The following is a 26,005-nucleotide window of genomic DNA, read 5'->3' as shown; positions in this document are numbered from 1 at the left end:
CATGGACATCACCATCCACACGGCGGCCCTGCCGCACGACGATCCGGAGGCGTCGCTGGCGTTCTACCGCGACGCCCTCGGCTTCGAGGTCCGCACCGACGTCGGGACCGGGACCATGCGCTGGATCACCGTCGGGCCGCCGAACCAGCCGGGCACCTGCATCCTGCTGGGGCCGCCGGCCGCCAACCCGGGCATCACCGAGGCCGAGCGCACCACGATCACCGAGATGATGGCCAAGGGCACCTACGGCTGGATCATGCTCGCGACCGACGACCTGGACGCCGCCTTCGACCGCGTCCAGGCGACGAACGCGGAGGTGGTGCAGGAGCCGACCGAGCAGCCGTACGGCATCCGCGACTGCGCGTTCCGCGACCCCGCCGGCAACATGGTCCGCATCCAAGAGCTGCGATGACGGACCGAGTGGCGCTGCCCGACAGCCACGACCTGATCCGCGTCAAGGGGGCGCGGGTCAACAACCTCAAGGACGTGAGCGTCGAGATCCCCAAGCGCCGGTTGTCCGCGTTCACCGGGGTCTCCGGATCGGGGAAGAGCTCGCTGGTCTTCGGCACCATCGCGGCCGAGTCACGCCGGCTGATCGACGAGACCTACTCGACGTTCGTGCAGGGCTTCATGCCCAGCCTGCCGCGGCCCGAGGTCGACGCCCTCGAGGGGCTGACCACCGCCATCCTGGTCGACCAGGAGCGGCTGGGGGCGAACCCGCGCTCGACGCTGGGCACGGTCACCGACGCGAACGCGATGCTGCGCTCGCTGTTCAGCCGGCTCGGGACGCCGTACATCGGCGGGCCCACGGCGTTCTCCTTCAACATCCCCACCACGCGGGCCAGCGGCGTGCTGACCGGGCCGAAGGGGGAGAAGAAGATCGTCCAGGACGCGGTGTACCTCGGCGGCATGTGCGCGGAGTGCGAGGGCCGGGGCACGGTGTCCGACCTCGACCTGTCGGTGATCCTCGACGAGTCGACGTCGCTGCGCGAGGGCGCGATCCTGGTGCCCGGCTACACGGCGGACGGCTGGCTGGTCGCCACCTTCATCGAGTCCGGGTTCTTCGACCCCGACAAGCCGATCGCGGAGTACACCGAGAAGGAGCGCCACGACCTGCTCTACAAGCAGACGACGAAGATCAAGGCCAAGGGCATCAACGTCAGCTACGACGGGCTGATCCCGAAGATCCGCAAGTCGATGTTCAGCAAGGACGTCGAGTCGCTGCAGCCGCACATCCGCGCGTTCGTCGAGCGGGCCGCGGTCTTCCAGACCTGCCCGGCCTGCGACGGCACCCGGCTCAACGAGTCGGCGCGCTCGTCGACGATCGGCGGCGCCAGCATCGCCGACGTCTGCGCCATGCAGATCACCGACGCGGCCGCGTGGGTGCGCGGCATCGACGACCCGGGCGTCGCGCCGCTGGTCGCCGGCCTGCTGCACCTGTTCGACTCCTTCGTCGAGATCGGTCTCGGCTACCTCTCGCTCGACCGGCCGTCCGGGACGCTGTCCGGGGGAGAGGCGCAGCGGACCAAGATGGTGCGGGCGCTGGGGTCCGCGCTGACCGACGTCACCTACGTCTTCGACGAGCCGACCGTCGGCCTGCACCCGCACGACATCGCGCGGATGAACAAGCTGCTGCTGGACCTGCGGGACAAGGGCAACACGGTGCTGGTCGTCGAGCACAAGCCGGAGACGATCGCGATCGCCGACCACGTCGTCGACCTGGGGCCGGGCGCGGGCACCGGGGGAGGGACGGTCTGCTTCGAGGGCACCGTCGAGGGGCTGCTGGCCTCCGACACCCTCACCGGCCGGCACCTCGGGCACCGCGCGCGGCTCAAGGACGCCGTACGCACGCCGTCCGGCCGGCTGGAGATCCGCGGCGCCACCGAGCACAACCTCCAGGACGTGGACGTCGACGTGCCGCTCGGCGTGCTGTGCGTGGTCACCGGCGTCGCCGGATCGGGCAAGTCCTCGCTGATCCACGGCTCCATCCCGGCCGAGGAGGGCGTCGTGTACGTCGACCAGGCCGCGATCAAGGGCTCGCGACGGTCGAACCCGGCGACGTACACCGGGCTGCTCGAGCCGATCCGCAAGGCGTTCGCGAAGGCCAACGGCGTCAAGCCGGCGCTGTTCTCGGCGAACTCCGAGGGCGCCTGCCCGACGTGCAAGGGCAACGGGATGATCTACACCGAGCTCGGCTTCATGGAGACCGTGGCGACGCCGTGCGAGGACTGCGGCGGCAGGCGGTTCCAGGCGGCGGTGTTGGAGCTGCGCTACGGCGGGCTGAACATCGCCGAGGTGCTCGACCTGCCGGTCGCCGAGGCGCACGCGTTCTTCGCGTCCGGCGAGGCCCGGACCCCGGCGGCCGCGACGATCCTGGAGCGCCTGGAGGACGTCGGCCTGGGCTACCTCAAGCTCGGCCAGCCGCTCACCACGCTGTCCGGCGGCGAGCGCCAGCGGCTCAAGCTGGCGATGCGCATGGGGGAGAAGGGCGGCGTCTACGTCCTCGACGAGCCCACCAGCGGCCTCCACCTCGCCGACGTCGACCACCTGCTGGGGCTGCTGGACCGCCTGGTGGACTCCGGGAAGTCGGTGATCGTCATCGAGCACCACCAGGCCGTGATGGCGCACGCGGACTGGATCATCGACCTCGGGCCCGGCGCCGGCCACGACGGCGGCCGGATCGTCTTCGAGGGCACTCCCGCGGACCTGGTCGCCGCCGCCGCGACGCTCACCGGGCAGCACCTGGCGGCGTACGTGGGGGCATGACACCGGTGTAGTCCCTGACGGAAATGTCGGTCAGACGGTGCGGGGACGACATTTTCGTCAGGGACTATCCGCCCGACGGGGCCTCGTCGTACGTCAGCGGGTGCGCACGGTGCCACGCTCACCGTGAGGGCGGGTCGTGTGCCTGAGACCGACCCAGAGCGCGGTCTCAGCCACACGATCCCGCACGGCCGCGTCGGGACGTAGCGTCACACCGGTGAAGCGGTTCGCAGTCCTCGGGTTCGTCGTGGTGCTCATCGCGCTGGCACTCGCGGCCTACGTCCGCGTGGGCTGGTGGCGGATGGAGACAGCGTGCTCGGTTGACCCGCCGGGCGGCCGCGAGTGGAACTCGGTCGCGTTCGGATGGTCGTGGGAGCCGCCCGGGTTCCAGCGCACCTACGACGACGGCAGCCAGCGCACGTCGCTCTGGTTCTAACCCTGTTCATATCGCCGATAACTGACATTATGTCAGGTCAAGCGCGAGAGGCGCCCCTCTCCGCGATCGACGCCAGCCGATCGAGCGAGGCTTGGAGCTTGTCGGACGTCGTCGCCCTGGCCCGCGAGATCCGCCGGTCGTCGTCCGACAACCGCGTCCAGTCGTAGGTGTGGACGACCCGCGTGGTTGCCTCGTCGATCGGCTCGAGCTCCCATCGCCAGAGATGGCCCGGCGGCTCCTGACCCGGCTCAGCGGGCTTCCAGGCGACACGGCGGCCCTCCGTGAACTCGACGACATGGTTCTCCCGGACGTTCCCCTTGGTCGTCGTCATCGTGAACGTGTCGCCCACGGCACGGACGCGCTCCCCCGACCGCGCCTCCGCCAGGTTGTCGTTGCCGTCCCAGCGAGGCTGGTGGGTCGGCTCGGCGATGAGCTCGAAGATCTCGGCTGCCCCCGCCGCGATGTCGCGGCTGGCACTGACGACACGTGGAGCCGCTTGCTCAGGGAAGCTCATGGGCCATGCAACCACCCGGAGCCGTCCGCCGCCAGGCCGGGTACGCACCGACCTGAAACGCGGCGCAGACACGGTCCAGACCAGATGTCGTCCGCGGTTTACCGCATAGCCTCCGGGTGAACCTCTCGTTGCCACGACGTACTGAAGGCAGTCAGCGAGGCGGTCGCACATGTCGAAGATCCAACGCCGGGTGGCCCTGGGCGCGAGTCTCGCGCTCGGCACGGCCCTCCTGCTCGTCCCCGTCCAGGGCAGCCAGCAGGCCGCCACGGCGGCCGACCCGAGCGAGTCCACGCTCGGCGCTCCCCCGGGCGACTCGAAGAAGCCGGTCACCCAGAAGGCGACGTGGACCGGCACTTTCGCCGGGACCGGAGCTCTCGACCCGTCGGTCTGCGCGGAGGGCGCCACCTGCGACTCCGAGACCCTGCACCTGACGATCCCCGCGAACTTCTGGAAGAGCCACAGCGGCTCGCTCGAGGCGAAGATCTCGTGGTCCGACGAGAGCGCCGACCTCGACCTCTACGTGTACGACGCCGACGGCGCGCTCGTCGCCCAGTCCGCGAGCGGCGGCGGCACGTCGGAGAAGACGACGCTCGGCCAGCTCGCCCCCGGCGACTACACGGTCACCGCGGTGAGCTTCGCCGCGGCACCCGGCACGACGTACGACGGCACCGTCTCGATGACCAGCCAGCAGCTGGTGAAGTCGATGACGCTGCCCGAGGACCGCGACTCGCTCATGGACGACCTCACGGTGAAGTACCCGCTCCGCGTCGTGTTCGTCGGCCGCACGCCCACCAAGGCGCAGGTCGCCGAGCTGAAGAAGTGGATCCCGACCCAGTACCAGCCCACGGTGGCCAACGTCGCCGGCGCCCCCAGCCCCGACGGCCTGCTCAGCACCGCCTCCGGGCTGCTGAACTGGAACCGCGGCGCCTTCGCGCCCGGCCAGGACCCGTACTTCCTCGGCACGCGCTTCAAGTACGACGTGCACGTGTACTCGGCCACGAAGGCCTACAGCAAGGCGCTGTTCCGCGTCGCGAAGCAGCACACGGCCGCGGACCAGTCGTTCAAGGACCCGACGATGACCGAGCAGCTGGTCAAGTACGACCAGTCCTTCGGCAAGTACCGCGTCGTCGACGGCGTCGAGCACCAGGTCACCGACCCCAGCAAGGTCGACATGGTCGACGGGTACGCCGTCGAGGACTGGATGTGGAAGAGCCGCACCCAGAAGAAGTGGCGGTGCGCGTTCGTCGACGTCGAGTCGAAGAAGTGCGCCGGCGCCCGGATCCTGCAGGACACGCCCGGTTACCACGACCCGTTCTACGACAAGCACGGGCTGAACCTCGACCGGATGCCGCAAGGCGTGAACAAGGGCTCGACGTACCTGTTCCTGGACACCTTCACCCCGTCGTACGCCGGGTCGTTCTTCCGGCAGGACGCGTACCACACGTGGACGACCGACAAGGTGGTCAAGGGCCAGATCATCCAGAAGCCGCTGGCCGACGGCGGGTCGTGGCGGATCACCGACCCCGACACCGACGGCTGGGCCGGCGTCGACTTCGCCCGCACCTGGGGCGGCCGGTACCGCTGGCACCTCTTCGACATCGGCGCCGCGCCGAACAACTACGAGAGCGCCGCCTGGCTCAGCAAGGGCGTGGACGCGATGTCCAGCGACTACCCGATGGGCGACCCGCCGGTCTGGCAGTACGAGAACGACCCGCACTGGCAGCAGGACCCGTGCCCGGCGAGCGTGCCCGAGTACGTCGGCGACCCGACGCCGTGCACGATGTTCCCGCGGCTGGCCCGGGACGTGGCCTACGGGCTGTTCTTCCGGTCGACCGCGGGCTACCTGTACCGCCCGATCCCGCAGGGCGACGTCTACTGGCTCGCGACGACGAACTTCACCGACTTCTACTCGCGCCCGCAGTGGGTCGGCGGCGTCCCCGTCTCCGGCGACTACGGCAGCTGGTGGACCGACCCGAGCAAGCTCTACAAGATCGACCCGGTCAACGCGAAGAACCACGACGACACCCTGCGCTGGCTCTCCTCGGCGATGCCGTACGTGCGCTGGGTGGGCCGCAAGGGCGAGGTCGTGCCGCTGTACGACCCGAAGACCGGGAAGCGGGACGGCAGCCTGGACACCTCGCCGAAGTACGCCGACCTGCCGGCGCCGGAGTACCACGTCCGGCAGAGCGGTGCCGACGTCGACCTGGTGCCCGAGCCGCTCTACGGCGGCAAGCACGTCATCAAGCACAACAGCGACGGCTCGACGATCGATCTCACCGAGTTCCAGAACCAGATCGAGAAGGCGAAGGCCTCCGGCCTGCTCGGCCTGACCTACGACGACTCGGTCAACACCGACATCATCCGCGATTACATCGACGCCCACCGCAAGGGCATGGCCGACATCGTGCCCGGCCTGGGCACCGTGCCGTCGCTGAACATGGTCTTCGAGAAGGCCTACACCTGGGCGCTGCCCGCGATCGTCGGCGGCATCGCGCTGGCCGGCGCGGACGGCAACGCGTGGGGCGTGTTCAACAACGTCAACGACCGGTTCAAGGCGTGCTCGGCGAACTACCCGGTCTACGACCCGTCGGCCAACCAGGACGGCGACAAGGTGTCGCTGCTCCCCTGCACGCCCACCCAGGAGTCCGGCACCGGCTTCAGCTACACCATCGAGCACGAGGCCGCTCACAACCTGGGTCTCTCCCACCCGCACGACGGCTCGTACGGCGTCGAGCGCTGCCCGGAGGGCCAGCCGAACGCGGGTCAGTGGAAGTGCTACTGGGCCGGCCTCGGGTGGGTCATGGACATCTCGGCCGCGCCCACGACGTACGCGATGGACTACCGGCCGTACGAGGTCGAGGACCAGGACCAGCTGCAGCGCGGGCACGTCGCGGAGTACCTGCTCGCCGGGCAGGAGGCCCTCAACCGGCTGCTCGCCGCGGAGAGCGCCGACGGCCGGACCACGCCCGACGCGAAGTTCCGGGACCGCTACGCGGCCTACAAGGAGTTCAAGGCGATCGCCGTGAAGCTGTTCCGGCGCGGCGACTACCTGCACGCCGAGTACGCCGCCCGCAACGCGGCGCTCGCGGCGCGCGGGGTGCCGCAGACCCGGGCGAACACGATCAGCCCGCGGCTGGTGCAGGCCGGGCAGGTCTTCTACTGGAAGATCGACCCGCAGTCGACGGCCGGACTCGGCCGCGGATGACCGGTCGGCGCCTCGCGGGCGCGGCCCTGGCGGCGGTGCTGCTGGTGCTCGCGCTCGCGGCGCCGGTCGGCGCGCACGCGACGGCCGTGGCCGCCTGGCCGGCACCCGGCCAGGTGCTGACCGCCTCCCCCGACCGGGTCGTCATCGAGTTCAGCACGGAGGTGCAGCCCCAGGTGCAGGTCGCGGTCGTCGGGCCGGACGGCGAGCCGTTGGCGGTCGGCGATCCCGTGGTCGAGGGCCGGTACGTCAGCCAGGCGATCCGGCAGCCCGATCGTCCCGGGGCGTACGTCGCGGCGTTCCACGCGGTCGGCGTGGACCTGCACCCGGTCATGGCGCGGGTCGACTACCGGGTCGACCCGGACGCGGCCGCCACCGAGAACCCGGCCGGCGACCCGCCGGACCTCGCGGCGACCGCTCCGGCACCCGCCGAGGCGGGCGGGAACCAGCTCCCCGCGCTCCTGCTGCTCGTCGGCGTCGGGGTGCTCGTCGGGGTGACCGTGCTCCACCTGGTGTCGCGCCGCACCGTCGGCCCCCGACGTTGAGCCCCGACGCTGAACCCCGCCGCAGGGCAGCCCGCCTCCCCGTCCCGCGCGGCACGTCCGTCTAGAGTCGCGCTGTGGTGACCGCCGAAGGCACGAAGAAGAAGCACCGACCCTGGTGGCAGGAGACGATCCTGCTGCTGGTCATCGCGGTTGGCCTCGCGCTGATCATCAAGACCTTCTTCGTGCAGGCCTTCTACATCCCGTCGCCCTCGATGGTGCCCGGCCTGGTGAAGAACGACCGGATCCTGGTCGAGAAGCCGTCGTACTGGTTCGGCGGCACGCCGCAGCGCGGTGACGTCGTGGTGTTCGAGGACCCCGGCGACTGGCTCGACCCCGAGGAGTCGGCGCCGCCGGCCAACCCGGTCGCGAAGCTGATGACCCACATCGGCCTCTACCCGGCCGGGGGCCACCTGGTGAAGCGAGTCATCGGGGTCGCCGGCGACACGATCGTCTGCTGCGACGACCAGGGCCGGATCTCGGTGAACGGGCAGCCGCTCGACGAGGACAGCTACGTCAACGACCCGAAGAACACCACCTGCCGCGGGCCGATGGGTCCCGGCGACTGCGAATGGAAGGCGGGGCCGGTCCCCGCGGGCCACCTGTTCGTGATGGGCGACAACCGCGACGAGTCGGCGGACAGCAGCTTCCACCTGTGCCGGGAGGGCGACGACACCTGCGACGCCGCGGACGCCTACGTACCGACGGACCTCGTCGTCGGCCGGGTGTTCGCCGTGATCTGGCCGCACGACCACTGGGACTGGCTGCACCGCCCGGCGACGTTCGACGACGTCCCCCCACCCGGAAGTTGAAAGCGGTAGTACCGTCGTCGGCATGGCCGACCCCGATCTGGACCGGATCAACGCCGAGCGCGACCGCATCCGCGAGACGTACCTCGCTCCCCCGGCGGACCGGCCCGCGTCCTCGGCGCGCGGTCTCCACCACGTGGCGATCGTGTGCGCGGACGTCGAGCGCACGATCGGCTTCTACCAGGGGATCCTGGAGTTCCCGCTCACCGAGATCATCGAGAACCGCGACTACCCCGGCTCGAACCACTTCTTCTTCGACATCGGCAACGGCAACCTGATCGCGTTCTTCGACTTCCCCGGGCTGGACGTCGGCCCGTACGCCGAGGTGCTCGGCGGGCTGCACCACCTCGCGATCTCGGTCGAGCCGGAGCGCTGGGAGCACCTGCGCGGCAAGCTCGACGAGGCCGGCGTGGAGTACCTGCTCGAGAGCGGCACCTCGATCTACTTCCGCGACCCCGACGGCACCCGCGTCGAGCTGATCGCCGACCCGCTCGGCGCGATGTACGGCACCGAGGTGCTGTAGCTCAGACCTGCCGCGCGGCTCCGGCTGCTGGCAGCCAGAACCCGCACGACACGCCGAGCCCGACCGGCGTGTCGTGCGGGTTTCGGCTGCTGACCGCCGAAACCGGCACGCAGCTCAGACCTCCGCGAGTCGCGGCAGGACGTCCTCGCACACCCGCGTGGTCCAGCCGACCGGGTCGTCGGTGGGCGGCATCAGGTTGACCAGCGTCATCCCGAGCGCGGCGTAGTCCGCCATCTCCCTGACGAACGCGTCCGGGTCGGCCACCGGGTCCGTGCTGCCGTTGAGCATGGTCTTGTCGATCTCGTCGTAGTCCCGCCCGACGTCGTCGCAGTGCCGCCGGAGGACGTCGAGCTTGTGCCGCACGCCGTCGGGGCTGTCCGGGAAGATGTTGCAGGCGTCGGCGTACTGCGCCACCAACCTCAGCGTCTTCCGCTCGCCGCTGCCCCCGATCAGGATCGGCGGGTGCGGCTGCTGGACCGGCGGCGGGACGCACCAGGTCTCGGCGAGGTGGTAGTGCTTGCCGTCGTACGGGCCGTTGTCGTCGCTCCACATCTGGCGCACGATCTGGAGCGTCTCCTCCAGCCGCTCGAACCGCTCGGCCGTCGGGGGGAACGGCACCCCCAGGCCGGCGTGCTCGCGGTCGTACCAGGCGGCGCCGAGGCCGAGCACGGCCCGGCCCTCGGACAGCACGTCGAGCGTGGTGACGATCTTCGCGAGCAGCCCGGGGTGGCGGTACGTCGTGCCGGTGACCAGCAGGCCCAGCCGCACGTTCTCGGTCCGCCCGGCCAGGTAGCCCAGGGTCGTGTAGCCCTCGAGCATCGGCTCGCTCGGCCCGCCGAGCATCTCCATCTGGAAGTAGTGGTCCATGACCGTGAACATCGACGCGCCGCCCTGGTCGGCGACGCGGGCGGTCTCGGTCAGCCGGTCGCGCAGCGTGTGCTGCCAGTCCGGGTGGGTGAAGTTCGCGTAGTGGATCCCGATGCGCACGACCCGAACCTACGCCCCCGTCCACAGCCACCGGGCGCCGACGACCAGGCAGCCGACGGTCACCAGCAGGAAGAGCCCGACCCAGACCAGGCCGGGCAGCCGGGTCAGCCGGGCGAGCAGGTCGGCGTCGGAGTCGCGCGCCCGGCCGCGCCGCCGGGCGCCCTGGAGCTCGAGCACCGGCCGCGGCGCGGCGAGCAGCAGGAACCAGGCGGTCGCGTACGCCGCCAGCGACTGCACCATGGTGCTCCCCCACCACGACACGGCAAGCACGGCCAGGCCGGCGACCAGCACGACGTACAGGCCGTAGAAGTTGCGGATCTGGAGCAGCAGCAGCCCGAGCAGGAGCACCGCCAGCCACAGCACGGCGAGCGCGTGCCGCTCCCGGAGCAGGAACGCCGCACCGAGGCCGAGCAGCGCCGGGCCGACGTACCCGGCGAACGCCGTGGCCGCCATGCCCGGGCCGGTGCGCCGGCCCTTCGACACGGTCAGCCCGGAGGTGTCCGAGTGCAGCCGGATGCCGGCGAGCCGGCGGCCGCTGAGCAGCGCGGCGACACCGTGGGCTCCCTCGTGGGCGATCGTCACCGCGTGGCGCGTCAGCCGCCACGCCTGGGGGACGGCGACCAGCGCCAGCGCGAGGAGCGCCGTCGCGAGGACGCTCCCCTGCCCCGGCGGCGGCTGGGTGCCGGTGACGTCCTGCCAGATCCGGTCGAGCACGGTGCAAGCGTGCCCGACCGGACGGCTGGGTACGGCGGCGCCATGAGCGACGAGAAGATGGAAGCGATCCAGGCCGTGGTCGACCGCGTCACCTCGTGGCAGGACGGCGCGCCCGAGGGCACGGTCGAGAACGAGCTGCGCGACGGCTTCGCCGAGGCCGGCGTCGACGTGTCCGCGGACGACGTCAAGAAGCTGGCCGACGCGATCCAGGACGAGCACGGTGCGGTGTCGGCGCAGGAGGTCCTGTCCGCATGAACGACGCCACCGTCGAGGCGGTCGGCAAGCTGTCGGAGGCGTTCGAGGTCATCGAGGACGCCCGCGGCAGCCTCTACCGTTTCCACCGCCTCTCCGGGCGCGCCGACTTCGCCCTCGAGGACGCGATCGGGATGCTGCGGGACGCCGGCCACACCGAGCTGGCCGACCGGATCGACGCCGAGCTGCTGGGCCGCAACGTGCTGCCGGGGATGTGGACCTTCCAGATCCTGGAGGGGTACGACGACACCTACTACTCGGTGTTCCAGAAGCTCGTGACCGAGGCCCGCGAGACGCTCACCAACGGTGAGCGGCACGCCTACGAGGCCCGTCTGAAGGCCGAGCGGCACACCCAGGACGACGACGGCGAGTGAGCCGCGGGTGAGTAGGTTGGGCCGCATGGCGATCCCGACGTACCAGCTCAACGACGGCCGCACGATCCCGGCGATCGGCTTCGGCACCTATCCGCTCAAGGGCGAGGACGGCGTCGCGGCGATCCGCAGCGCGATCGAGGTCGGCTACCGGCTGCTCGACACCGCGGTGAACTACGGCAACGAGCCGGAGGTCGGCGAGGCGATCCGGCAGAGCGGGGTGCCGCGCGAGGAGCTCCAGGTCACCTCGAAGATCCCGGGCCGGCACCACGGGTACGACGACGCGGTCCGCAGCACCCACGAGTCGCTGGAGCGGCTGGGCCTGGAGTACCTCGACCTGCACCTCATCCACTGGCCGAACCCGCAGCAGGGCCGGTTCCAGGAGGCGTGGCGCGCGCTCGTCGACCTGCGGCGGCAGGGTCTGGTCCGCTCCATCGGCGTCTCGAACTTCACCGACGCGCACCTGCGGCGGATCGTGGACGACACCGGCGTGACGCCGGCGGTCAACCAGATCGAGATGCACCCGTACTTCCCGCAGGTGGAGATGCGGAAGGTCAACGAGGAGCTCGGGATCCGCACCGAGGCCTGGAGCCCGCTGGGCAAGCGCCAGGCGCCGTTCAGCGAGCCACCGGTGGCGGCCGCGGCCGAGACGCACGGCGTCACGCCCGGACAGGTGATCCTGCGCTGGCACGTGCAGCTCGGCTCGATCCCGATCCCGAAGTCGGCGACGCCCGAGCGGCAGCGGCAGAACCTCGACGTGTTCGGGTTCGAGCTGAGCGACGACGAGATGGCGGCGATCACCGGCCTGGGCCGCCCCGACGGGCGGCTGTTCGGCGGTGACCCGGACACCCACGAGGAGATGTGAGCCCCGCGACGCCGTACCTGCGCGTCGACACCGCCCGGCTGCGGGCGAACGTCGCCCGCGTGGCCGAGCGCGCCGCCGCGGCGGGCGTGTCACTCCGGCCGCACGCCAAGACGCACAAGTGCGCGGAGATCGCCCGCCTCCAGCTCGAGGCCGGCGCCGTCGGCCTGACGGTGGCGACCATCGGCGAGGCCGAGGCCTTCGCGGGGCTCGGCGTCGAGGACCTGTTCATCGCCTATCCGCTGTGGCTGACCGAGGACGCCGCGCGCCGGCTGCGGGACCTGGCCGGGCGGGCGGACCTGGCGATCGGGGTGGACTCCCCCGAGGCGGCCCGGCGCGCGGGCTCCCTCCTGGAGGGCACCGGGATCGCCGTGCTGGTCGAGGTCGACAGCGGGCAGCACCGCAGCGGCGCCGCGCCCTCCGACGCCGGCGCGGTCGGCGCGGCCGCGGCCGAGGCCGGCCTGCCGGTCCGCGGAGTGTTCACCTTCCCCGGGCACGGCTACGCACCCGATGCCCCGGCCACCGCCGCGGACGACGAGGCGCGGGCGCTCCGGGCGGCCGTGCGGTCGTTCGAGGCCGCGGGGCTCGAGCCGGACGTGGTCAGCGGTGGCTCCACGCCCACCCTGGAGCACACGCACACCGAGGCGCTCACCGAGCTGCGGCCGGGCGTCTACGTCTTCGGCGACGCCCAGCAGTGGGAGCTGGGCACCATGACGCCGGACGCGATCGCGCTGACCTGCGTGGCGACCGCGGTCAGCCACGCCGGCGGCCGGCTGGTGCTCGACGCCGGCAGCAAGGCGCTGGGCGCGGACCGGGCTGCGTACGCGACCGGATGGGGCCGGCTCCCGGCGTACCCGGACGCGCGGGTCGTGCAGCTCTCGGAGCACCACGCCGTGGTCGACCTCGCCGGGGCTCCGCTGCCCGCGCTCGGCAGCCTCGTGGACGTCGTGCCCAACCACGTCTGCAACGCCGTGAACCTGGCCGACGTGCTGTGGGCGGACGGCGAGCCCTGGCCGGTGGTGGCCCGCGGCCGGAACTCGTGAGCCGCTCCCCTACCATCGGCGCCATGCTCCGTCGCGTCGTCCTGCCCCTGGCCGTCCTCAGCGCGCTCGCCCTCGCGGGCTGCGGGAGCGACGGCCCCGACACCACCGCCACCGAACCGTCGGTGCAGACCACCGACTGCTCCTACGAGGAGAACGGCCAGGCAGCCGCGAAGAACGTCGACCCGCCGTCGGCGAAGGCGCCGGCCGAGGGCACCGTCGACGTCACGCTGAAGACCAGCGCCGGCGACATCCCGATCACGATGGACCAGGCGTCCACGCCCTGCGCGGTGAACTCCTTCGTCTCGCTGGCGAAGCAGGGCTACTTCGACAAGACCCCCTGCCACCGGCTGACCACCCAGGGGATCTTCGTGCTCCAGTGCGGCGACCCGACCGGCAGCGGGATGGGCGGGCCGGGCTACTCGTTCCCCGACGAGCTGCAGGGCGACGAGACGTACCCCGCCGGCACCGTGGCGATGGCGAACGCGGGCCCGGACACCAACGGGTCGCAGTTCTTCCTGGTGTACGCCGACACGACCCTCAACCCGGCCGCCTACGACGTGATCGGGCAGATGGACCAGGCGGGCATCGATGTGGTCAAGCAGGTCGCCGCGAAGGGCACCCAGGACGGCGGCCCGGACGGCGCGCCGAAGGAGACCGTGACGATCGAGTCGGTCACCACGGACTAGAGCGGGAACCGCACCCCGGTCAGCTCCTCCGACCGCAGCCACAGCTGCTTGGCGAGGTCGGGGTCGGACGCCGCCTGGCTGCGTCCGACGCCGGTGGGCCAGCCGGACATCTCCAGGAGCCCTCCCGGGCCGATGAAGGTGTTGCCGGGGACGTCCATGGTGGCCGCGTAGAGCGTGGTCAGGGCCCCCTTCCACGCCGGCATCCCGACCAGCCGGTGGCCCCAGGAGCCGACCCAGGTCTTGAGCCGGTCGCCGGTGTTCGCGGTGATCGCGGTGGCGGTCGAGCCGGGGTGCGCGCCGGTCGCCCGCAGCGTCGAGCCGGCGGCGGTGAGCCGGCGCTGGAGCTCGGCCAGGAAGAGCAGGTTCGCGAGCTTGGACGCGCCGTACGCCGCGAACGGCCGGTACGGCCGGCGCTCCCAGTTCAGGTCGGTCAGGTCGAGGTCGCCGCGGTAGTGGGCGTCGGAGGAGACGACGACCACGCGGTCGGTGAGGCGCGGCAGCAGGAGGTTGGCGAGCGCGAAGTGCCCGAGGTGGTTGGTCGCGAGGTGGGTCTCGAAGCCGTCGGCGGTCAGCGCCCACGGCACCGCGAGGACCCCGGCGTTGTTGACGAGCACGTCGACGGGACCGACGTCCGCGGCGAACTCCCGGACGCTGGCGAGGTCGGCGACGTCGAGCCGCTGCACCTCGACGTCGCCGGTCATGGTCCGCGCCGCCGCGCGCCCCTTGTCGAGGTTCCGGACGGCGAGGACCACGTCCGCCCCGGCGGCCGCGAGGGCCCGGGCGGTCTCGAGGCCGAGTCCGCCGCTGGCGCCGGTGACCACGAAGCGCCGGCCGTCCTGGCGGGGCACCGCGTCCCAGCGGGCCGGCCGGCTGCGGGCGAGCACCTCAGCGCTCGACGTACTCGATCGGGGCCCCGAGCTGGACGGTGCGGCCGACGGTGCAGAGCCGGTCGCGGGACTTGGCGATCGCCGAGGGGAGCACCTCGCGAGCCCGGTCACCGCCCTCCCCCTCCGGGAACCGCACCTCGAACGTCACCCGGAGGTTCACCAGGTGGTTGCCGTTCTCGTCGCGGACCTTGTCGCCCTCGGCGGCCACCTCGAAGGTCGTCGGCCGGGCGCGCTTGCCGGTGATCAGGTCGACGTCGATCGCGCTGCACCCCGCGATCGCGGCCAGCAGCAGCTCGACGGGGGTGAAGTCCGGGTCACCGCCGGACCCGACCGGGAGCACTCCCCCGCGGCCGTTCGTGGCCTTGTATCGGCCCTCGCCGATCTTGGTGAGAGCGATGCCTCGACGGGTGTCGGCGGCGACGGGCGGCACGGGGAGATCGGGCGTCATGCGAACAGCGTGCCAGACGCGCGACACGCCGGGACGCGCCCGCGACACGCCCGGCGACACGCCCGGCGACACGCCCGGCGACACGCCCGGCGACACGCCCGGGACCGCCGTCCCGACTTGTGTGGGCGTACCGGATCGGGGACGGTGGAACGGGTAAGCAACCGCTACCCGGAAGGCGAGCCATGCTCACCCTCACCGAGAACGCCAGCGCCATCGTCAACGAGATCACCCACCAGCCCGGACTCGCCGAGACGGCGGGTCTCCGGATCACCACCGAGGACTCCCCCGAGCCCGCGTTCGCGGTCTCCGCGGCCGAGCAGGGCGAGCCCGGCGACCAGGTCGTCGAGCAGGGCGGGGCGACGATCTACCTCGACGCGTCGGCCGCCGAGCTGCTCGACGACAAGGTGCTCGACGCGGCCGTCGACCCGTCGGGCAAGGTCGAGTTCGCCCTCGGCGTCCAGGCCTGACCCACCCGCGGATTGGTCACCAACCGCACGTGAGAGCACTCTCGATCCGCGGTTGGTGACCAATCCGCGCGCTCGCCGCGAGGTCAGGCGTTCGGCAGGCCCGCAGCCAGGTCGGAGCGGACGAAGCCGTTGCGCACCCGCTGCGGGTGGTCGCCGACCGGTGCGGTCTGCACGATCCGGCCGGTCCGGTAGGAGATCTTCGCGACCTCGTCGGTGCCGCTCCAGGAGATGTAGCAGTACCGGCCGTCGTAGCTCTGGGTCACCCAGTACGGCTTGCCCGAGGGCTTCTTCAACAGCTTCCCGCGCTTCCAGCTCGACGTGGACACCACGGTCGCGTAGTCGTCCATGGTCCCGGCGACGCAGATCTTGGTCCCGGCGGGGTTCATCGCGATGCCGTGGTGCGCGGAGTCGAGCAGGTACTGCTCACGGGGCATGTCCGGCACCAGGTTCGGCAGCCGCACCACCTTGACGATCTTCCCGGTCCGCAGGTCCATGCCGAGGAACCCGTGGAAGAACGACACCTGGAAGTACACGGTCCGTTCGTCGGGCGACAGCGTCATCGGGCGCACCGACGTCGACATCCGGTCCAGGCCGCGGTCGTCGAGCGCCTTGCGCAGGTCGTACCTCCGGAGCACCTTCAGCGTCCGGGCGTCGACCAGCTCGAAGACGCGCTCCTGCTTGGTGTCGTCGGCCTCGGGCTGGTCGAGCGGGCTGTAGACCATGCCGATGCTGGCGTGCAGGATCTTGCGGCCGCCGTCGATGAAGACGCTCTCGTGCGGCGACCCGCCCGACGGGAACTGCCCGACCTCGGTCCCGTCCTTCACCCGGAGCACGTGCACGACGTTCCCGGTCGACGCGCTGACCACGACCCGGCGGCCGTTCGGCGACAGCGCCATGTGGTCGGACCGCACCCCGGAGACCGGGAAGCGCCACCTGATCCGCTGCGTCGCCAGGTCGATGGCCACGACGTCGGCGAACGACGGCCGCGAGACGACCAGCAGCCGGCCGTCCCGGGAGGAGTACATGTCGTCGACCAGCTGGTCGTGGCCTTCGCCGATCAGCTGGCGGATCGCGAGGAAGTACGCGAGCCGGTAGGCGTTCGTCGTGATCTCCTGCATCCGCTCGTCGTAGTCGGGCACCACGTTGATCCGCCCGAGCCGGTCGAAGGTCTCCGGGTCGAGCACGTCGGCGGTGCCGGCCCAGTTGTTGCCGACGAACACCACCCGGCGGACGTCGTCGGAGCGGCGCTCGAGCGCCCCTCGGGTCTCCTCGGCGCTCGCCGGCGGGACCAGCGCAAGGGCGGCGGCGACGGCCGTGATCAGGACGCGGAACCTCATGCGGGGAGAACGAGAGCGCGCCGAGGGCGGTTACGCGGGGTGACGTGCGACACTCCCCCCGTGAAGCGACTCCTCTCGGGCGCCGTGGCGCTCACCGCGATCGTGCTCTCCGCGGCGCCGGCGTCGGCCGCGCACCTGACGGTCGACGACCCGGCTGGGGACGCCTCCGGCCGCGGCCTCGACATCACCGGCGCGACGCTGCGCAACCTCGGCCACCAGGTGGTGGTGAACGTCGAGTTCGTCCGACCGTACGTGGCGACCTCATCGTCAGCGTCGACCCGCGGCACGCGCGCGGGGTGCGACTGGTGAGCGAGTACGACCCGACCGGCCACACCCGCAACCTGGTCCTCGACGGCGCGTTCACCGACCGTCGCGTCGGTGAGCACGCCGAGCGGGTCCCGTGCCGCGGGTTCCGCGTGCGCTGGAGCGCCGACGAGCCGACGGTGCGGCTGGTCATGCCGGCGGCCTGCCTCGACGACGGCGACTACCGCGCGGTGCGGTACGCCGTGCTCACCGAGCGCGCCAGCGACACCGACTTCGCGCCGGACGAGCAGAACGGCTCGGGCTGGGTCAAGCGGGGCTGAGCCGGTCGTCGGCTCGGTGGTCGTCGGCGCTGCCCGGGTCACCGTTGGTCGAGCTTGTCGAGACCTCGTACGGCGGGGGCGGTGCTCTTGACCGGCATCCCCTCACCGCAGCCTGGGGTTGCGACCGGTAGGCAGCGAGCGGGGGCGGAGGATGGGTGGTTGCGGTCGGTTCCCGGCTCGCGGTCGCTCGGTCGTCGGGTCGTGTGCCTGAGAACGCGCTATAGCGCGTTGTGGGGCACACGACCCAGCAAGTCGAGCGCCATCGCCGACGTCACCTGCTGTCTCGATACGCGCCGTCGCGACCTCCTTCGTCGGTCGCGGGCGCGAGAGAGACCTGGCTACTGATCTCCGTGCAAGCACGATGCGGGGAGGTCAAACCACCGGAGGTGCTCGAAGTCGGCGCTGACGTTGCCGGGGTGTGACTGGAGGTCGGGCCCCGCGGCCCCGGCCAGGATCGCCGCGCCGTCGCGGAGGTGCTCGGCGAGCAGCTCCTCTCCTCCGGTCGCGTCGTTGGCCGGCATCGAGACCCGGCCGCCGGCGTACGACACGTCGTGCAGGCTCAGCGGCGGCGTCACCACGCCGTCGCGGTGCCGCCACAGCCCGGTGCCCGGATCGAACCGGTAGTCGCCGAGCAGCCGCCAGCCCTCGCGGGCGACCAGCCGGACCGCCTCGATCAGGTACTCGACGACCGCGTCGGAGACGAAGTAGTTGAAGTTCACCCGCACCCACCCGGGCTTGATGCCCTCGCAGCCGCCGGTGATCTCCCGCTCGAACTCGTGGGACCGCTCGATGTCGATGCCGAGCAGCCGGTGCCCGTAGGGCCCCGCGCACGAGCACCCGCCCCGCGACTGGATGCCGAACAGGTCGTTGAGCAGCGCCACGACGTAGTTGTGGTGCAGGTAGCGCCCCGAGGGCGAGCGCAGCACGAACGAGACGATCGAGAGCCGCTCGGCGTCGAGGTTGCCCAGCAGCTCGATCGCGGGCTCCTCACGCCAGGCCGCGACGGCCCGGCGCAGGTGCCGCTCCTCCTGCTCACGGATCGTGTCGGTGCCGACCGCCGCCTTGAGCTGGAAGACCAGGCCGGCCCGGATCGACTCGATGATCGCGGGCGTCCCGCCCTCCTCGCGGTGGGTCGGGTCGGTGAGGTAGCGGTGGTCGTCGTCGTTGACGTACGCCACCGTCCCGCCGCCGGGCACGTCGGGCACGCGGTTCACGAACAGCTCCCGCCGGGCCACCAGCACACCCGGCGTCGAGGGCCCGCCGATGAACTTGTGCGGCGAGATGAACACCGCGTCCTTGTACGACAGCGGCCGGCCCGGGACCGCCCGCATCGTGATGTCGACGTACGGCGCCGCCGCGGCGAAGTCCCAGAAGCTCAGCGCACCGTGCTCGTGGAGGAGCTCGGCGATCCCGGCCGTGTCGGACACGATGCCGGTCACGTTCGACGCGGCGGAGAACGAGCCGATCTTCACCGCCCGGTCGGCGTACTTCTCGAGCTGCTCGCGCAGGTCCTCCTGGTCGACCCCGCCGTCGGCGTCCTGCCGGATCGTCACGACGTCCGCGATCGACTCCCGCCACGGGAGCTCGTTCGAGTGGTGCTCGTAGGGTCCGAGGAACACCACCGGCCGATCGGCCGTCGGGATGTGCTCCAACAGCGCGTACCGGTCGTCGAGCACCGAGGGGATGCGCAGCCCGAGCACGCCGATGAGCTTCGCGATCGCGCCGGTGCACCCGGACCCGGCGAACAGCACGACGGTGTCGTCGTCGCCGTCCACCGCGGCCCGGATGATCTCCCGGGCGTCCTCACGCAGCCGCGTGGTCTGCAGCCCGGTCCCGCTGGACTCGGTGTGGGTGTTGGCGTAGCTCGGCAGCACCTGGTCGCGGATGAAGTCCTCGATGAACGTCAGCGCACGGCCCGAGGCGGTGTAGTCGGCGTACGTCACGCGGCGACGGCCGTACGGCGTCTCCATCACGTGGTCCTCGCCGATCACGGACTCGCGGATCAGGGCGAGGAGCTGCTGGTTGCCCTCCTCCACGTCGCCAGCGTAGACCCGGGCTCAGCCGCCGAAGACCGGGGCGACGACGTTGCCGCGCACGACGGCGCCGTACGGCCCGAACACCTGCTGGACCGTGCCGTCGCCGGCGGCCCGGCGCCCGGCCACGATGATGGTGTCGTACGCACCGGCGCCGCCGAACTGCGGCCGCCGGGTGAGCGACACCAGGAGCTCGTCGTTGCGCACGCGCTGCTCGAGCCACGTGGCGATGCCGTCGATCGTGCGGGGCATCCGGCCGCCGCCGACGCGCGAGCCGCCGGCGACCTGCAGGAACATCGGCCGGCCGCGCTTCTTCAGCGTCGGCACGTCGAGCGTGGTCCGGACCACCGTCGCCTGGTCATCGTGCTGGAGCGTCACCCGGACGGGGAGCACGCCGCCGGAGCGCGCGGGCACACCCGTGCGCCGGGAGACCTCCATCCACTGCCCGGCCACCCGGGTCTCGACCTTCGCGACCCGGTACGGCGACGCGGTGTCGCCGAGGTCGCCGTTGGTGGTGACCGCGTCGATGGTCACGCCGGGGATGCGGGCGATCGCGTAGACCGTGTCGCCCAGCGCGAAGCCGAGCTGCCAGGTCAGGTCGCTGGCCGAGGTGTAGAGGTCGTCGGAGGTCAGCTCGAACGGCTGGCCGTCCGCCGTGCCGGTGATCGTCCAGGCGAGGTCCTCGGTGCCCCGCACCGGACCGTCGACGACGGCCTGGTGGTTGGCGATCAGCTCGTAGAACGAGGCCGAGGCCAGCGCGTCCGGCGTGCCCAGGGAGACGTGCGAGACGCCGGTGCGCGAGCGTCCGTCGTACGTGAGCGTCGAGGTGATGTCCCGGGTGTCCGGCAGCACCCCGACGGTGCCGGTGATGCCGGCGAGCCGGTCGTCGGTGATCGTGCCGACCGGGGCGCCGAGGTTCGCCACCTTGAAGCCCGCGACCAGGTCCTCCTGGATGTAGATCGCGTCGGCCGGGTGCAGCGCCATCGAGGTGCTGCCCTGGTAGTCGAGCGGGTGGCCGAAGCCCACCACGCGGTCGCCGCACACGGAGGTGGCGGTGCCGACGCCGGCCATCGTCACGTCGCCGTACGACATGGAGGCGGCCAGGTTGCCGCCGGCCACGATGTCGTCGGCGGTCGCGTCCGCCGCGCCCGCGCGGCCCACGGCGTACGCCGAGCGCGGGACCCAGGTGCGGTCCCCGGCCCGGTCGGCTGCCGCGGCGATGCGGGCGGCGCCGACGCCGGCGACGCCGAGCGGCATCGGCAGCTGGGCGAACCCGCCGGCGGCGCGCGCAACGGAGACGTCGCCGCCCCGGGCGATCCGGCGGGCGGCGGCACGGTCGACGGCGACCTTCGCGGGCGGGTCGGCCAGGTGGTCGTCCATGACCGCGAACGGCGTCACGCCGGCGACCGGAGACGTGCCCATGGCCAGCCCGTAGCTCACCGCGCCGATGAGGCGACCGTCGGCGGCGTACACCGGCGAGCCGGACATGCCCTGCCAGATGCCGACGCGGTCGATCTCGGGCGAGGTCAGCCGGACCATGATCATGTCGACGTCCGGACCGATGCCGTCGTCGAGGACGCCGAGGACCTCGCCGGTGAAGCCCTCGGGAGTGGTGCCGCGGGTGACGGTGAGGCCGGTGACCGCGTCGCCCGCGGCGAGGTCGCCGACCGGGAACGCGACGGCGCAGTCGCCGGCGGGCGCGGCGGACTGGGCCGGGGCGGAACCGACCGCGGCGCCGGCCAGGCCGAGCCCGGCGACGGCGGTGAGCGAGACGAGGGCGCGGGTGCGCCGGGTGCTGCGTGACATGGGGTCCCCTCCCGAGATCCACGGGAGCAGCGGACGTCGCGCCCCGTCGAGGATGCTAGGTCCTCCGAGGGGTCCGCGCGGGGTATTGGCGAGACCGCCCGGCATAGGGTGACGAGGTGACCAGCCCCTACCAGAGCCTGCAGCACACCGAGGCCGTCGCCCGGTTCGAGCTCTTGTCCGTGGACGAGTACGACGTCGCGCTCGACCTCGCGAGCGACGAGACCACGTTCCGCTCCGTCACCACCGTCCGTTTCGAGAGCCGGGGCGGCCCGACGTTCGCCGACCTCAAGCCGCTCCGCGTCAACGAGATCCGCCTCAACGGCCGGCGGATCGACCCCGACCTGCTGGAGCGCGGCCGGCTGCCGCTGGAGACCGAGGCGGGGGCGAACGAGCTCGTCGTCGACGCCGTGATGCCGTTCCGCAACGACGGCGAGGGGCTGCACCGCAGCACGGATCCCGCCGACGGCAAGCAGTACGTCTACGGGATGAACTTCATGGACGCGGCGCCGACCGTGTACGCCTGCTTCGACCAGCCCGACCTCAAGGCGCCGTACACGTTCCACGTCACCGCACCGGCCGACTGGACGGTGGTCGGCAACGCGCCCGCGACCAACCCCGAGCCGGGCCGCTGGGAGCTCGAGACGACGCAGCCGCTGTCGACGTACTTCGTGACGCTGGTGGCGGGGCCGTACCACGTGATCCGGGACGAGCACGACGGCATCCCGCTCGGCCTGTCCGCCCGCGCCAGCATCGCGTCGGCGCTCGACGCGGACGCCGACGAGCTGTTCACGATCACCCGGCAGTGCTTCGACGAGTTCCACCGGCTGTTCGGGATCCGCTACCCCTTCGGGGCCTACCACCAGGCGTTCGTGCCCGAGTTCAACGCCGGCGCGATGGAGAACCCGGGCTGCGTGACCTTCCGGGACCCGCTGGTGTTCACCAGCCGGGTCACGCGCGGCATGCGGATCCAGCGTGCGTCGACGGTCGCGCACGAGATGGCGCACCAGTGGTTCGGCAACATCGTTACCCCGAAGTGGTGGGACGACCTCTGGCTCAACGAGTCCTTCGCCGAGTACATGGGCAACCGGGTGACCGCCGACGTCACCGAGTACGACGACATGTGGGTGGAGAACGCCTACGCGCGCCGGCAGTGGGGCCTGTACGCCGACCAGCGGCCGACGACGCACCCCGTGGCCGGCAACGGCGCGGTCGACGCGAGCGCCGCGCTCCAGGACTTCGACGGCATCTCCTACGCCAAGGGGTCCAGCGTCCTGAAGCAGCTCAACGCCGCGCTCGGCGACGACGTGTTCTTCGCCGGCGCGATCGACCACTTCACCCGACACCGGTTCGGCAACGCGTCCATGCACGACCTGTTCGACTCGTGGGAGCGGGCCGGTGCCGGCGACCTCTCGGACTTCACCACCAACTGGCTGCGCACGGCCGGGCCGGACACGATCGAGCTCGACCGGGAGGCCGGCCTGATCCGCCGTACGCCGCCGGCGGAGCACCCGGCCGACCGGAAGCACACGTTCCGCGTCGCGCTGGCGAGCGACGGCAAGTGGCGCACCGAGCCGGTGACGATCACCGGCGCGGAGACGCCGTTCGACGCGGCCTCCGACGCCGTCGTGCTCGACCCGTACGAGGACAGCTGGGCCGTGGTCCTGCCCGACGCTCGCACGCTCGCCGAGCTCAAGACCCTGCTCCCCGCCGTCGAGGACGACGGCGTGCGCGCCGGCATCTGGAACGGCGTGCGCAGCGGGTTCCACAACGCCGCGGTCTCCCCCGCCGACGTCGTCGACCTCGTCGTCGCCAGCCCCCCGGTCGAGTCAACCGAGGACACCAAGCGGCGCCTGGGCTCCTGGCTGCTCAGCGACGTGCTTCCCCTCGCGCCCGCCGGCTCGCTGGAGCGGGTGCACGCCGCGGCGCTCGACAAGGTCGGCAGTCTCCCGGCGGGCTCGGAGCACCAGCTGTCGGGCCTTCGGATGGCGATCTCCACCGCGACGTCGTCGGAGGTGCTGCGCGGCTGGCTGGACGCCACCCCCGAGGGCATCGAGCTGGACCTCGACCTGCGCTGGCGGATCCTGGTCCGGCTCGCCGCGCTCGGCGCCACCGACCGAGCGGAGCTCGACGCCGCGCTCGCCGTGGAGCCGACCGCGGTCTCGCGGGTCGAGCACATGCGCGCGATCGTGTCGCTCCCGACGCCGGAGGCGAAGGCGCACGCGTGGGACGTCTTCACCGGCCGCCTCGACGTGCCCAACTACGAGCTCGAGGCCGCGGGCCTGGGCATGTGGCGCGGCGGGCAGGAGGAGCTGACGGCGCCGTACGTCGACCGCTACTTCGAGGAGCTCCCCGCGACCGTGCAGGTGCGCAGCGGGTGGGTGCTGGCCGACGCGACGGACTTCTTCTTCCCGTCGACCTCGATCAGCGAGTCGACCCTCGAGCGCGCCCGCGCGCTGGCGGCGGACCCGGTGCTGGACCTGTCGGTGCGGCGCCGGCTCGCCGACTGCGCCGACGACCTGGCCCGGCTGCTGGCGGTCCGGGCGGCGTACCCGACCTCATGACTCTGGACCGCGCGCGTCGTCCCGGACCCACGGTCCGGGCGCGGGTGCACGAGCACGCGGCCGCCGGCGAGCGCCGGCGCGAGGACCGGCTGGCGACCGAGGAGCCGCTCGAGGTGCGGCTGGCCTGGCCCGGTGCGCCCCCGCGGCGGGTGTGGGTGACGATGCGGACGCCGGGCCACGACTTCGAGCTCGCGGCCGGGTGGCTGGTGCACGAGGGCGTCGCGGACCCGGCGTCGGTGCACGGAGTGGCGTACTGCACCGACGAGGCGCTCACGCCCGACCAGGAGCTGAACGTCGTGACGGTCACGCTCGCGGCGCCGCCCCTGCGCGACCCCGGGCACCGGCACGCGGGCTCGGGGTCCTCGGCGTGCGGCGTGTGCGGCAAGGACACCGTCGACGAGGCGCTGGCCACACCCCGCGGTCCCCGCTGGTCCGGTCCGCTGCCGGCACCGGACGTCGTCCGGTCGCTGCCCGACGCGCTGCGGGCCGGGCAGGCGGTGTTCGCCCGCACGGGCGGCGTGCACGCGGCCGGGCTGGCGACGGCCGCCGGCGACCTGCTCGTCGTCCGCGAGGACGTCGGCCGGCACAACGCGGTCGACAAGGTCACCGGCGCGCGGGTGCTCGCCGGCGCCTCCTCCGCCGAGGCCTGCCTCGTGGTGAGCGGCCGGGCGGGCTTCGAGCTGGTGCAGAAGGCGGTGGCCGCCGGCATCGGCTCACTCGCCGCCGTCGGCGCGCCCACCTCGCTGTCGGTGCGGCTCGCCACCGACGCCGGGTTGGCCCTCTACGGCTTCACCTCGGCCTCGCGCTGCGTGCGGTACGCCTAGCGCCGCTCGCAGGTGCGCCGCACCTCGGCGCGGCAGAGGTCGCGTCCGTGCTTGCCCACGGCCCGGTCGTGGCCCGGGCCGCCCAGCAGCCGGTCCGGACCGCCGCCCCCGAGCAGCACGTCGTCACCGTGGCCGCCCGCGAACGACGCGGTCGCGTCGGTCCGGTTGCACGCGAACGTGTCGTAGACCCACGACGAGCGCAGCCGGTCGTCGCCCGCGCCACCGGTCGCGCCGACGTCGCAGCCGGCCGCGTCGAGGAGGTTGTCGCCGTCGTCTCCCACCAGGCGCACCTGGTTGGCCAGCCCGCCGGCGTCCTCGAACGCCCGCAGCAGCGCGTCGGGGGCGATCGCCGCTCCGGTCTCGTCCCAGGCGGCGCCGGCGGGTAGGTCCACCGTCACGGCGGCGTCGGCGCGCGCGAAGAACAGGTCGTGCCCGGAGCCGCCCCTGGCCTCGACGACGTGGTCGTCGGGCAGGCCGACGTACAACCGGTCGTCGCCGGCGCCCATCGCCGCGCCGGTCAGCTGCGACGGGGCGGTCACCTCCTCGCCAGCGGGGCCACCAGTGAAGTCCACCGAGGACGGTTTCAGCCAGGTCAGGACGAAGTGCTCGAACGCCTGCCACCGGCTCTGCACGGCGCCGTCCATCAGGGCGGTCTCGGTCACGTTGTCGAACGACCAGGCGTGCCCGTCCTGGTCCGGCATCGGCCACAGCGTGTCGGTGCCGGCCCGGCCCCGGGGACGGACGTCGGGTGCCAGCAGCCCGTCGACCTGGAGCAGGTCGTCGCCCGCACCGAGGTCGACCTCGTCGTGGCTGGTGGAGCCCGCCAGGCCGATGCGCACGCTGTCGGAGCCGCCTCCGGTGCTGATCCGGTCGAGGCCCTCGACCGGCGCCGGGATCCCGTCCCCGGTCACCACCGGACCCTCGCCCTGGACGCCGTCGGGCTCGGGCCCGCCGCGGAACGTGTCGTCACCCTCGCCGAGGCTCGCGCTGACCCGCTGCGACCGCGGGGTCGACGTGACGACGCGGTCGTCACCCGGGCCGGCGTCGACGTAGACGTGCCCGTCGCTGCTGGCGCCCGTGACGCAGACCCGGTCGTCACCCGCCTTGGCGCGCACCCCGCCGGCGCCGCGGGTGACGATGACGTCGTCACCCGGCGTACCGACGAGGTCCCCGGAGCCCGGGTGGCCCACGATCGTGGCCGGCCGGCCCTGGCACGTCGGCGCGCCCGCGCCGGCCGGGCCGGCGAGCGACAGCAGCCCGGCCGCCAGGGCCAGGGGCGCGACGAGTGCGCTGCCTGAGAAAGTCTTCATCCGAGATCCCCCGTCGGTGTCGTCCGGCCCACAGTACGTCAGCC

Annotated in this window: 26 protein-coding genes; 17 read left to right on the top strand and 9 right to left on the bottom strand. The window is 72.3% G+C overall.

Annotation, left to right across the window (positions count from 1 at the left end):
• The first annotated feature begins 1 nt into the window (after nucleotide 1).
• From ABD086_RS10605 to ABD086_RS10595, 3 genes are all read left to right on the top strand, one after another.
• Nucleotides 2-412: a VOC family protein gene (locus ABD086_RS10605; protein ID WP_343907493.1), complete on the top strand. Its 411-nt coding sequence runs from the start codon at nucleotides 2-4 to the stop codon at nucleotides 410-412.
• Nucleotides 409-2,766, top strand: coding sequence for an ATP-binding cassette domain-containing protein (locus ABD086_RS10600; RefSeq protein WP_343907492.1), 2,358 nt, complete (start codon nucleotides 409-411; stop codon nucleotides 2,764-2,766). The genes ABD086_RS10605 and ABD086_RS10600 overlap by 4 nt, the downstream gene beginning before the upstream one ends.
• A gap of 214 nt (nucleotides 2,767-2,980) precedes the next feature.
• Nucleotides 2,981-3,199, top strand: coding sequence for a hypothetical protein (locus ABD086_RS10595; RefSeq protein WP_343907491.1), 219 nt, complete (start codon nucleotides 2,981-2,983; stop codon nucleotides 3,197-3,199).
• A 37-nt stretch (nucleotides 3,200-3,236) separates the two neighbouring features.
• On the opposite strand, the gene ABD086_RS10590 is transcribed toward ABD086_RS10595, so the two are convergent.
• Nucleotides 3,237-3,713, bottom strand: a complete 477-nt coding sequence (locus ABD086_RS10590) for an SRPBCC family protein (RefSeq protein ID WP_343907490.1) — start codon at nucleotides 3,711-3,713, stop codon at nucleotides 3,237-3,239.
• A gap of 169 nt (nucleotides 3,714-3,882) precedes the next feature.
• On the opposite strand from ABD086_RS10590, the gene ABD086_RS10585 reads away from it, so the two are divergent.
• The 4 genes from ABD086_RS10585 to ABD086_RS10570 all read left to right on the top strand — a co-directional run bounded on the left by ABD086_RS10585 (nucleotide 3,883) and on the right by ABD086_RS10570 (nucleotide 8,789).
• Nucleotides 3,883-6,918, top strand: a complete 3,036-nt coding sequence (locus tag ABD086_RS10585; protein ID WP_343907489.1) for a FimB/Mfa2 family fimbrial subunit — start codon at nucleotides 3,883-3,885, stop codon at nucleotides 6,916-6,918.
• Nucleotides 6,915-7,460, top strand: a complete 546-nt coding sequence (locus tag ABD086_RS10580; protein WP_343907488.1) for a copper resistance CopC family protein — start codon at nucleotides 6,915-6,917, stop codon at nucleotides 7,458-7,460. The genes ABD086_RS10585 and ABD086_RS10580 overlap by 4 nt, the downstream gene beginning before the upstream one ends.
• A 74-nt stretch (nucleotides 7,461-7,534) precedes the next feature.
• Nucleotides 7,535-8,269, top strand: a complete 735-nt coding sequence (gene lepB, locus ABD086_RS10575; RefSeq protein ID WP_343907487.1) for a signal peptidase I — start codon at nucleotides 7,535-7,537, stop codon at nucleotides 8,267-8,269.
• A gap of 22 nt (nucleotides 8,270-8,291) precedes the next feature.
• A complete protein-coding gene (locus tag ABD086_RS10570) occupies nucleotides 8,292-8,789 on the top strand; it encodes a VOC family protein (protein ID WP_343907486.1) in 498 nt (165 codons plus the stop codon).
• 114 nt (nucleotides 8,790-8,903) lie between these two features.
• On the opposite strand, the gene ABD086_RS10565 is transcribed toward ABD086_RS10570, so the two are convergent.
• Both ABD086_RS10565 and ABD086_RS10560 read right to left on the bottom strand, forming a co-directional pair.
• Nucleotides 8,904-9,776: an LLM class F420-dependent oxidoreductase gene (locus tag ABD086_RS10565; RefSeq protein WP_343907485.1), complete on the bottom strand. Its 873-nt coding sequence runs from the start codon at nucleotides 9,774-9,776 to the stop codon at nucleotides 8,904-8,906.
• Nucleotides 9,777-9,785: 9 nt separating this feature from the next.
• Nucleotides 9,786-10,490: a M50 family metallopeptidase gene (locus tag ABD086_RS10560; protein ID WP_343907484.1), complete on the bottom strand. Its 705-nt coding sequence runs from the start codon at nucleotides 10,488-10,490 to the stop codon at nucleotides 9,786-9,788.
• 9 nt (nucleotides 10,491-10,499) lie between these two features.
• Between ABD086_RS10560 and ABD086_RS10555 the strand changes: the two genes are divergently transcribed.
• The 5 genes from ABD086_RS10555 to ABD086_RS10535 are packed head-to-tail and all read left to right on the top strand — an operon-like array spanning nucleotide 10,500 to nucleotide 13,704.
• Entirely contained in the window at nucleotides 10,500-10,745 is a 246-nt protein-coding gene (locus ABD086_RS10555) for a hypothetical protein (protein WP_343907483.1), read from the top strand.
• Nucleotides 10,742-11,116 carry a hypothetical protein gene (locus tag ABD086_RS10550; RefSeq protein ID WP_343907482.1) on the top strand — a complete coding sequence of 125 codons (375 nt, stop codon included), beginning with the start codon at nucleotides 10,742-10,744 and terminating at the stop codon, nucleotides 11,114-11,116. Before ABD086_RS10555 ends, ABD086_RS10550 begins: the two co-directional genes overlap by 4 nt.
• A 25-nt stretch (nucleotides 11,117-11,141) precedes the next feature.
• Nucleotides 11,142-11,978 carry an aldo/keto reductase gene (locus tag ABD086_RS10545; RefSeq protein WP_343907481.1) on the top strand — a complete coding sequence of 279 codons (837 nt, stop codon included), beginning with the start codon at nucleotides 11,142-11,144 and terminating at the stop codon, nucleotides 11,976-11,978.
• Nucleotides 11,975-13,018, top strand: a complete 1,044-nt coding sequence (locus tag ABD086_RS10540; protein ID WP_343907480.1) for an alanine racemase — start codon at nucleotides 11,975-11,977, stop codon at nucleotides 13,016-13,018. Before ABD086_RS10545 ends, ABD086_RS10540 begins: the two co-directional genes overlap by 4 nt.
• A gap of 23 nt (nucleotides 13,019-13,041) precedes the next feature.
• Complete coding sequence (locus ABD086_RS10535) at nucleotides 13,042-13,704, top strand: peptidylprolyl isomerase (protein ID WP_343907479.1); 663 nt, start codon at nucleotides 13,042-13,044, stop codon at nucleotides 13,702-13,704.
• Here the strand turns inward: ABD086_RS10535 and ABD086_RS10530 are convergent.
• Nucleotides 13,701-14,588, bottom strand: coding sequence for an oxidoreductase (locus ABD086_RS10530; RefSeq protein ID WP_343907478.1), 888 nt, complete (start codon nucleotides 14,586-14,588; stop codon nucleotides 13,701-13,703). The genes ABD086_RS10535 and ABD086_RS10530 overlap by 4 nt on opposite strands.
• 1 nt (nucleotide 14,589) lies before the next feature.
• Nucleotides 14,590-15,039 carry an OsmC family protein gene (locus ABD086_RS10525; protein ID WP_343907477.1) on the bottom strand — a complete coding sequence of 150 codons (450 nt, stop codon included), beginning with the start codon at nucleotides 15,037-15,039 and terminating at the stop codon, nucleotides 14,590-14,592.
• A 182-nt stretch (nucleotides 15,040-15,221) separates the two neighbouring features.
• Here ABD086_RS10525 and ABD086_RS10520 point away from each other — a divergent pair, with 182 nt between their 5' ends.
• Nucleotides 15,222-15,506: a Fe-S cluster assembly protein HesB gene (locus tag ABD086_RS10520; RefSeq protein WP_343907476.1), complete on the top strand. Its 285-nt coding sequence runs from the start codon at nucleotides 15,222-15,224 to the stop codon at nucleotides 15,504-15,506.
• An 83-nt stretch (nucleotides 15,507-15,589) separates the two neighbouring features.
• Here ABD086_RS10520 and ABD086_RS10515 read toward each other — a convergent pair whose 3' ends face one another.
• Complete coding sequence (locus ABD086_RS10515) at nucleotides 15,590-16,843, bottom strand: YncE family protein (protein ID WP_343907475.1); 1,254 nt, start codon at nucleotides 16,841-16,843, stop codon at nucleotides 15,590-15,592.
• Between the two features lie 60 nt (nucleotides 16,844-16,903).
• Here ABD086_RS10515 and ABD086_RS10510 point away from each other — a divergent pair, with 60 nt between their 5' ends.
• Both ABD086_RS10510 and ABD086_RS10505 read left to right on the top strand, forming a co-directional pair.
• Nucleotides 16,904-17,152 carry a hypothetical protein gene (locus tag ABD086_RS10510; RefSeq protein WP_343907474.1) on the top strand — a complete coding sequence of 83 codons (249 nt, stop codon included), beginning with the start codon at nucleotides 16,904-16,906 and terminating at the stop codon, nucleotides 17,150-17,152.
• The gene (locus ABD086_RS10505) at nucleotides 17,149-17,427 is read left to right on the top strand and encodes a hypothetical protein (RefSeq protein ID WP_343907473.1); all 279 of its coding nucleotides are present in this window, start codon (nucleotides 17,149-17,151) and stop codon (nucleotides 17,425-17,427) included. The genes ABD086_RS10510 and ABD086_RS10505 overlap by 4 nt, the downstream gene beginning before the upstream one ends.
• Before the next feature lie 338 nt (nucleotides 17,428-17,765).
• Here ABD086_RS10505 and ABD086_RS10500 read toward each other — a convergent pair whose 3' ends face one another.
• Together ABD086_RS10500 and ABD086_RS10495 are read right to left on the bottom strand one after the other, a co-directional pair.
• Complete coding sequence (locus tag ABD086_RS10500) at nucleotides 17,766-19,463, bottom strand: aminotransferase class V-fold PLP-dependent enzyme (protein ID WP_343907472.1); 1,698 nt, start codon at nucleotides 19,461-19,463, stop codon at nucleotides 17,766-17,768.
• 21 nt (nucleotides 19,464-19,484) lie between these two features.
• A complete protein-coding gene (locus ABD086_RS10495; protein ID WP_343907471.1) occupies nucleotides 19,485-21,266 on the bottom strand; it encodes a hypothetical protein in 1,782 nt (593 codons plus the stop codon).
• Between the two features lie 116 nt (nucleotides 21,267-21,382).
• Between ABD086_RS10495 and pepN the strand changes: the two genes are divergently transcribed.
• Nucleotides 21,383-23,827, top strand: coding sequence for an aminopeptidase N (gene pepN, locus ABD086_RS10490; protein ID WP_343907470.1), 2,445 nt, complete (start codon nucleotides 21,383-21,385; stop codon nucleotides 23,825-23,827).
• Entirely contained in the window at nucleotides 23,824-24,651 is an 828-nt protein-coding gene (locus tag ABD086_RS10485) for a formate dehydrogenase accessory sulfurtransferase FdhD (RefSeq protein WP_343907469.1), read from the top strand. Before pepN ends, ABD086_RS10485 begins: the two co-directional genes overlap by 4 nt.
• Here ABD086_RS10485 and ABD086_RS10480 read toward each other — a convergent pair.
• Nucleotides 24,648-25,961 carry a hypothetical protein gene (locus ABD086_RS10480; RefSeq protein ID WP_343907468.1) on the bottom strand — a complete coding sequence of 438 codons (1,314 nt, stop codon included), beginning with the start codon at nucleotides 25,959-25,961 and terminating at the stop codon, nucleotides 24,648-24,650. The genes ABD086_RS10485 and ABD086_RS10480 overlap by 4 nt on opposite strands.
• Between the last annotated feature and the right edge of the window lie 44 nt (nucleotides 25,962-26,005).

It is taken from the genome of Nocardioides aquiterrae (assembly GCF_039526625.1).
GTDB classification, from domain to species: Bacteria; Actinomycetota; Actinomycetes; order Propionibacteriales; family Nocardioidaceae; genus Nocardioides; species Nocardioides aquiterrae.
Note: the sequence above shows the minus strand (reverse complement) of the source record. Positions and strands in the feature narration are given on the sequence as shown.

Coding starts and splice junctions, on each gene's coding strand:
- ABD086_RS10605 (WP_343907493.1), top strand. CDS start 2: ATGGACATCACCATCCACACGGCGGCCCTGCCGCACGACGATCCGGAG.
- ABD086_RS10600 (WP_343907492.1), top strand. CDS start 409: ATGACGGACCGAGTGGCGCTGCCCGACAGCCACGACCTGATCCGCGTC.
- ABD086_RS10590 (WP_343907490.1), bottom strand. CDS start 3,713: ATGAGCTTCCCTGAGCAAGCGGCTCCACGTGTCGTCAGTGCCAGCCGC.
- ABD086_RS10585 (WP_343907489.1), top strand. CDS start 3,883: ATGTCGAAGATCCAACGCCGGGTGGCCCTGGGCGCGAGTCTCGCGCTC.
- ABD086_RS10580 (WP_343907488.1), top strand. CDS start 6,915: ATGACCGGTCGGCGCCTCGCGGGCGCGGCCCTGGCGGCGGTGCTGCTG.
- ABD086_RS10570 (WP_343907486.1), top strand. CDS start 8,292: ATGGCCGACCCCGATCTGGACCGGATCAACGCCGAGCGCGACCGCATC.
- ABD086_RS10550 (WP_343907482.1), top strand. CDS start 10,742: ATGAACGACGCCACCGTCGAGGCGGTCGGCAAGCTGTCGGAGGCGTTC.
- ABD086_RS10545 (WP_343907481.1), top strand. CDS start 11,142: ATGGCGATCCCGACGTACCAGCTCAACGACGGCCGCACGATCCCGGCG.
- ABD086_RS10535 (WP_343907479.1), top strand. CDS start 13,042: ATGCTCCGTCGCGTCGTCCTGCCCCTGGCCGTCCTCAGCGCGCTCGCC.
- ABD086_RS10525 (WP_343907477.1), bottom strand. CDS start 15,039: ATGACGCCCGATCTCCCCGTGCCGCCCGTCGCCGCCGACACCCGTCGA.
- ABD086_RS10520 (WP_343907476.1), top strand. CDS start 15,222: ATGCTCACCCTCACCGAGAACGCCAGCGCCATCGTCAACGAGATCACC.
- ABD086_RS10515 (WP_343907475.1), bottom strand. CDS start 16,843: ATGAGGTTCCGCGTCCTGATCACGGCCGTCGCCGCCGCCCTTGCGCTG.
- ABD086_RS10495 (WP_343907471.1), bottom strand. CDS start 21,266: ATGTCACGCAGCACCCGGCGCACCCGCGCCCTCGTCTCGCTCACCGCC.
- ABD086_RS10485 (WP_343907469.1), top strand. CDS start 23,824: ATGACTCTGGACCGCGCGCGTCGTCCCGGACCCACGGTCCGGGCGCGG.
- ABD086_RS10480 (WP_343907468.1), bottom strand. CDS start 25,961: ATGAAGACTTTCTCAGGCAGCGCACTCGTCGCGCCCCTGGCCCTGGCG.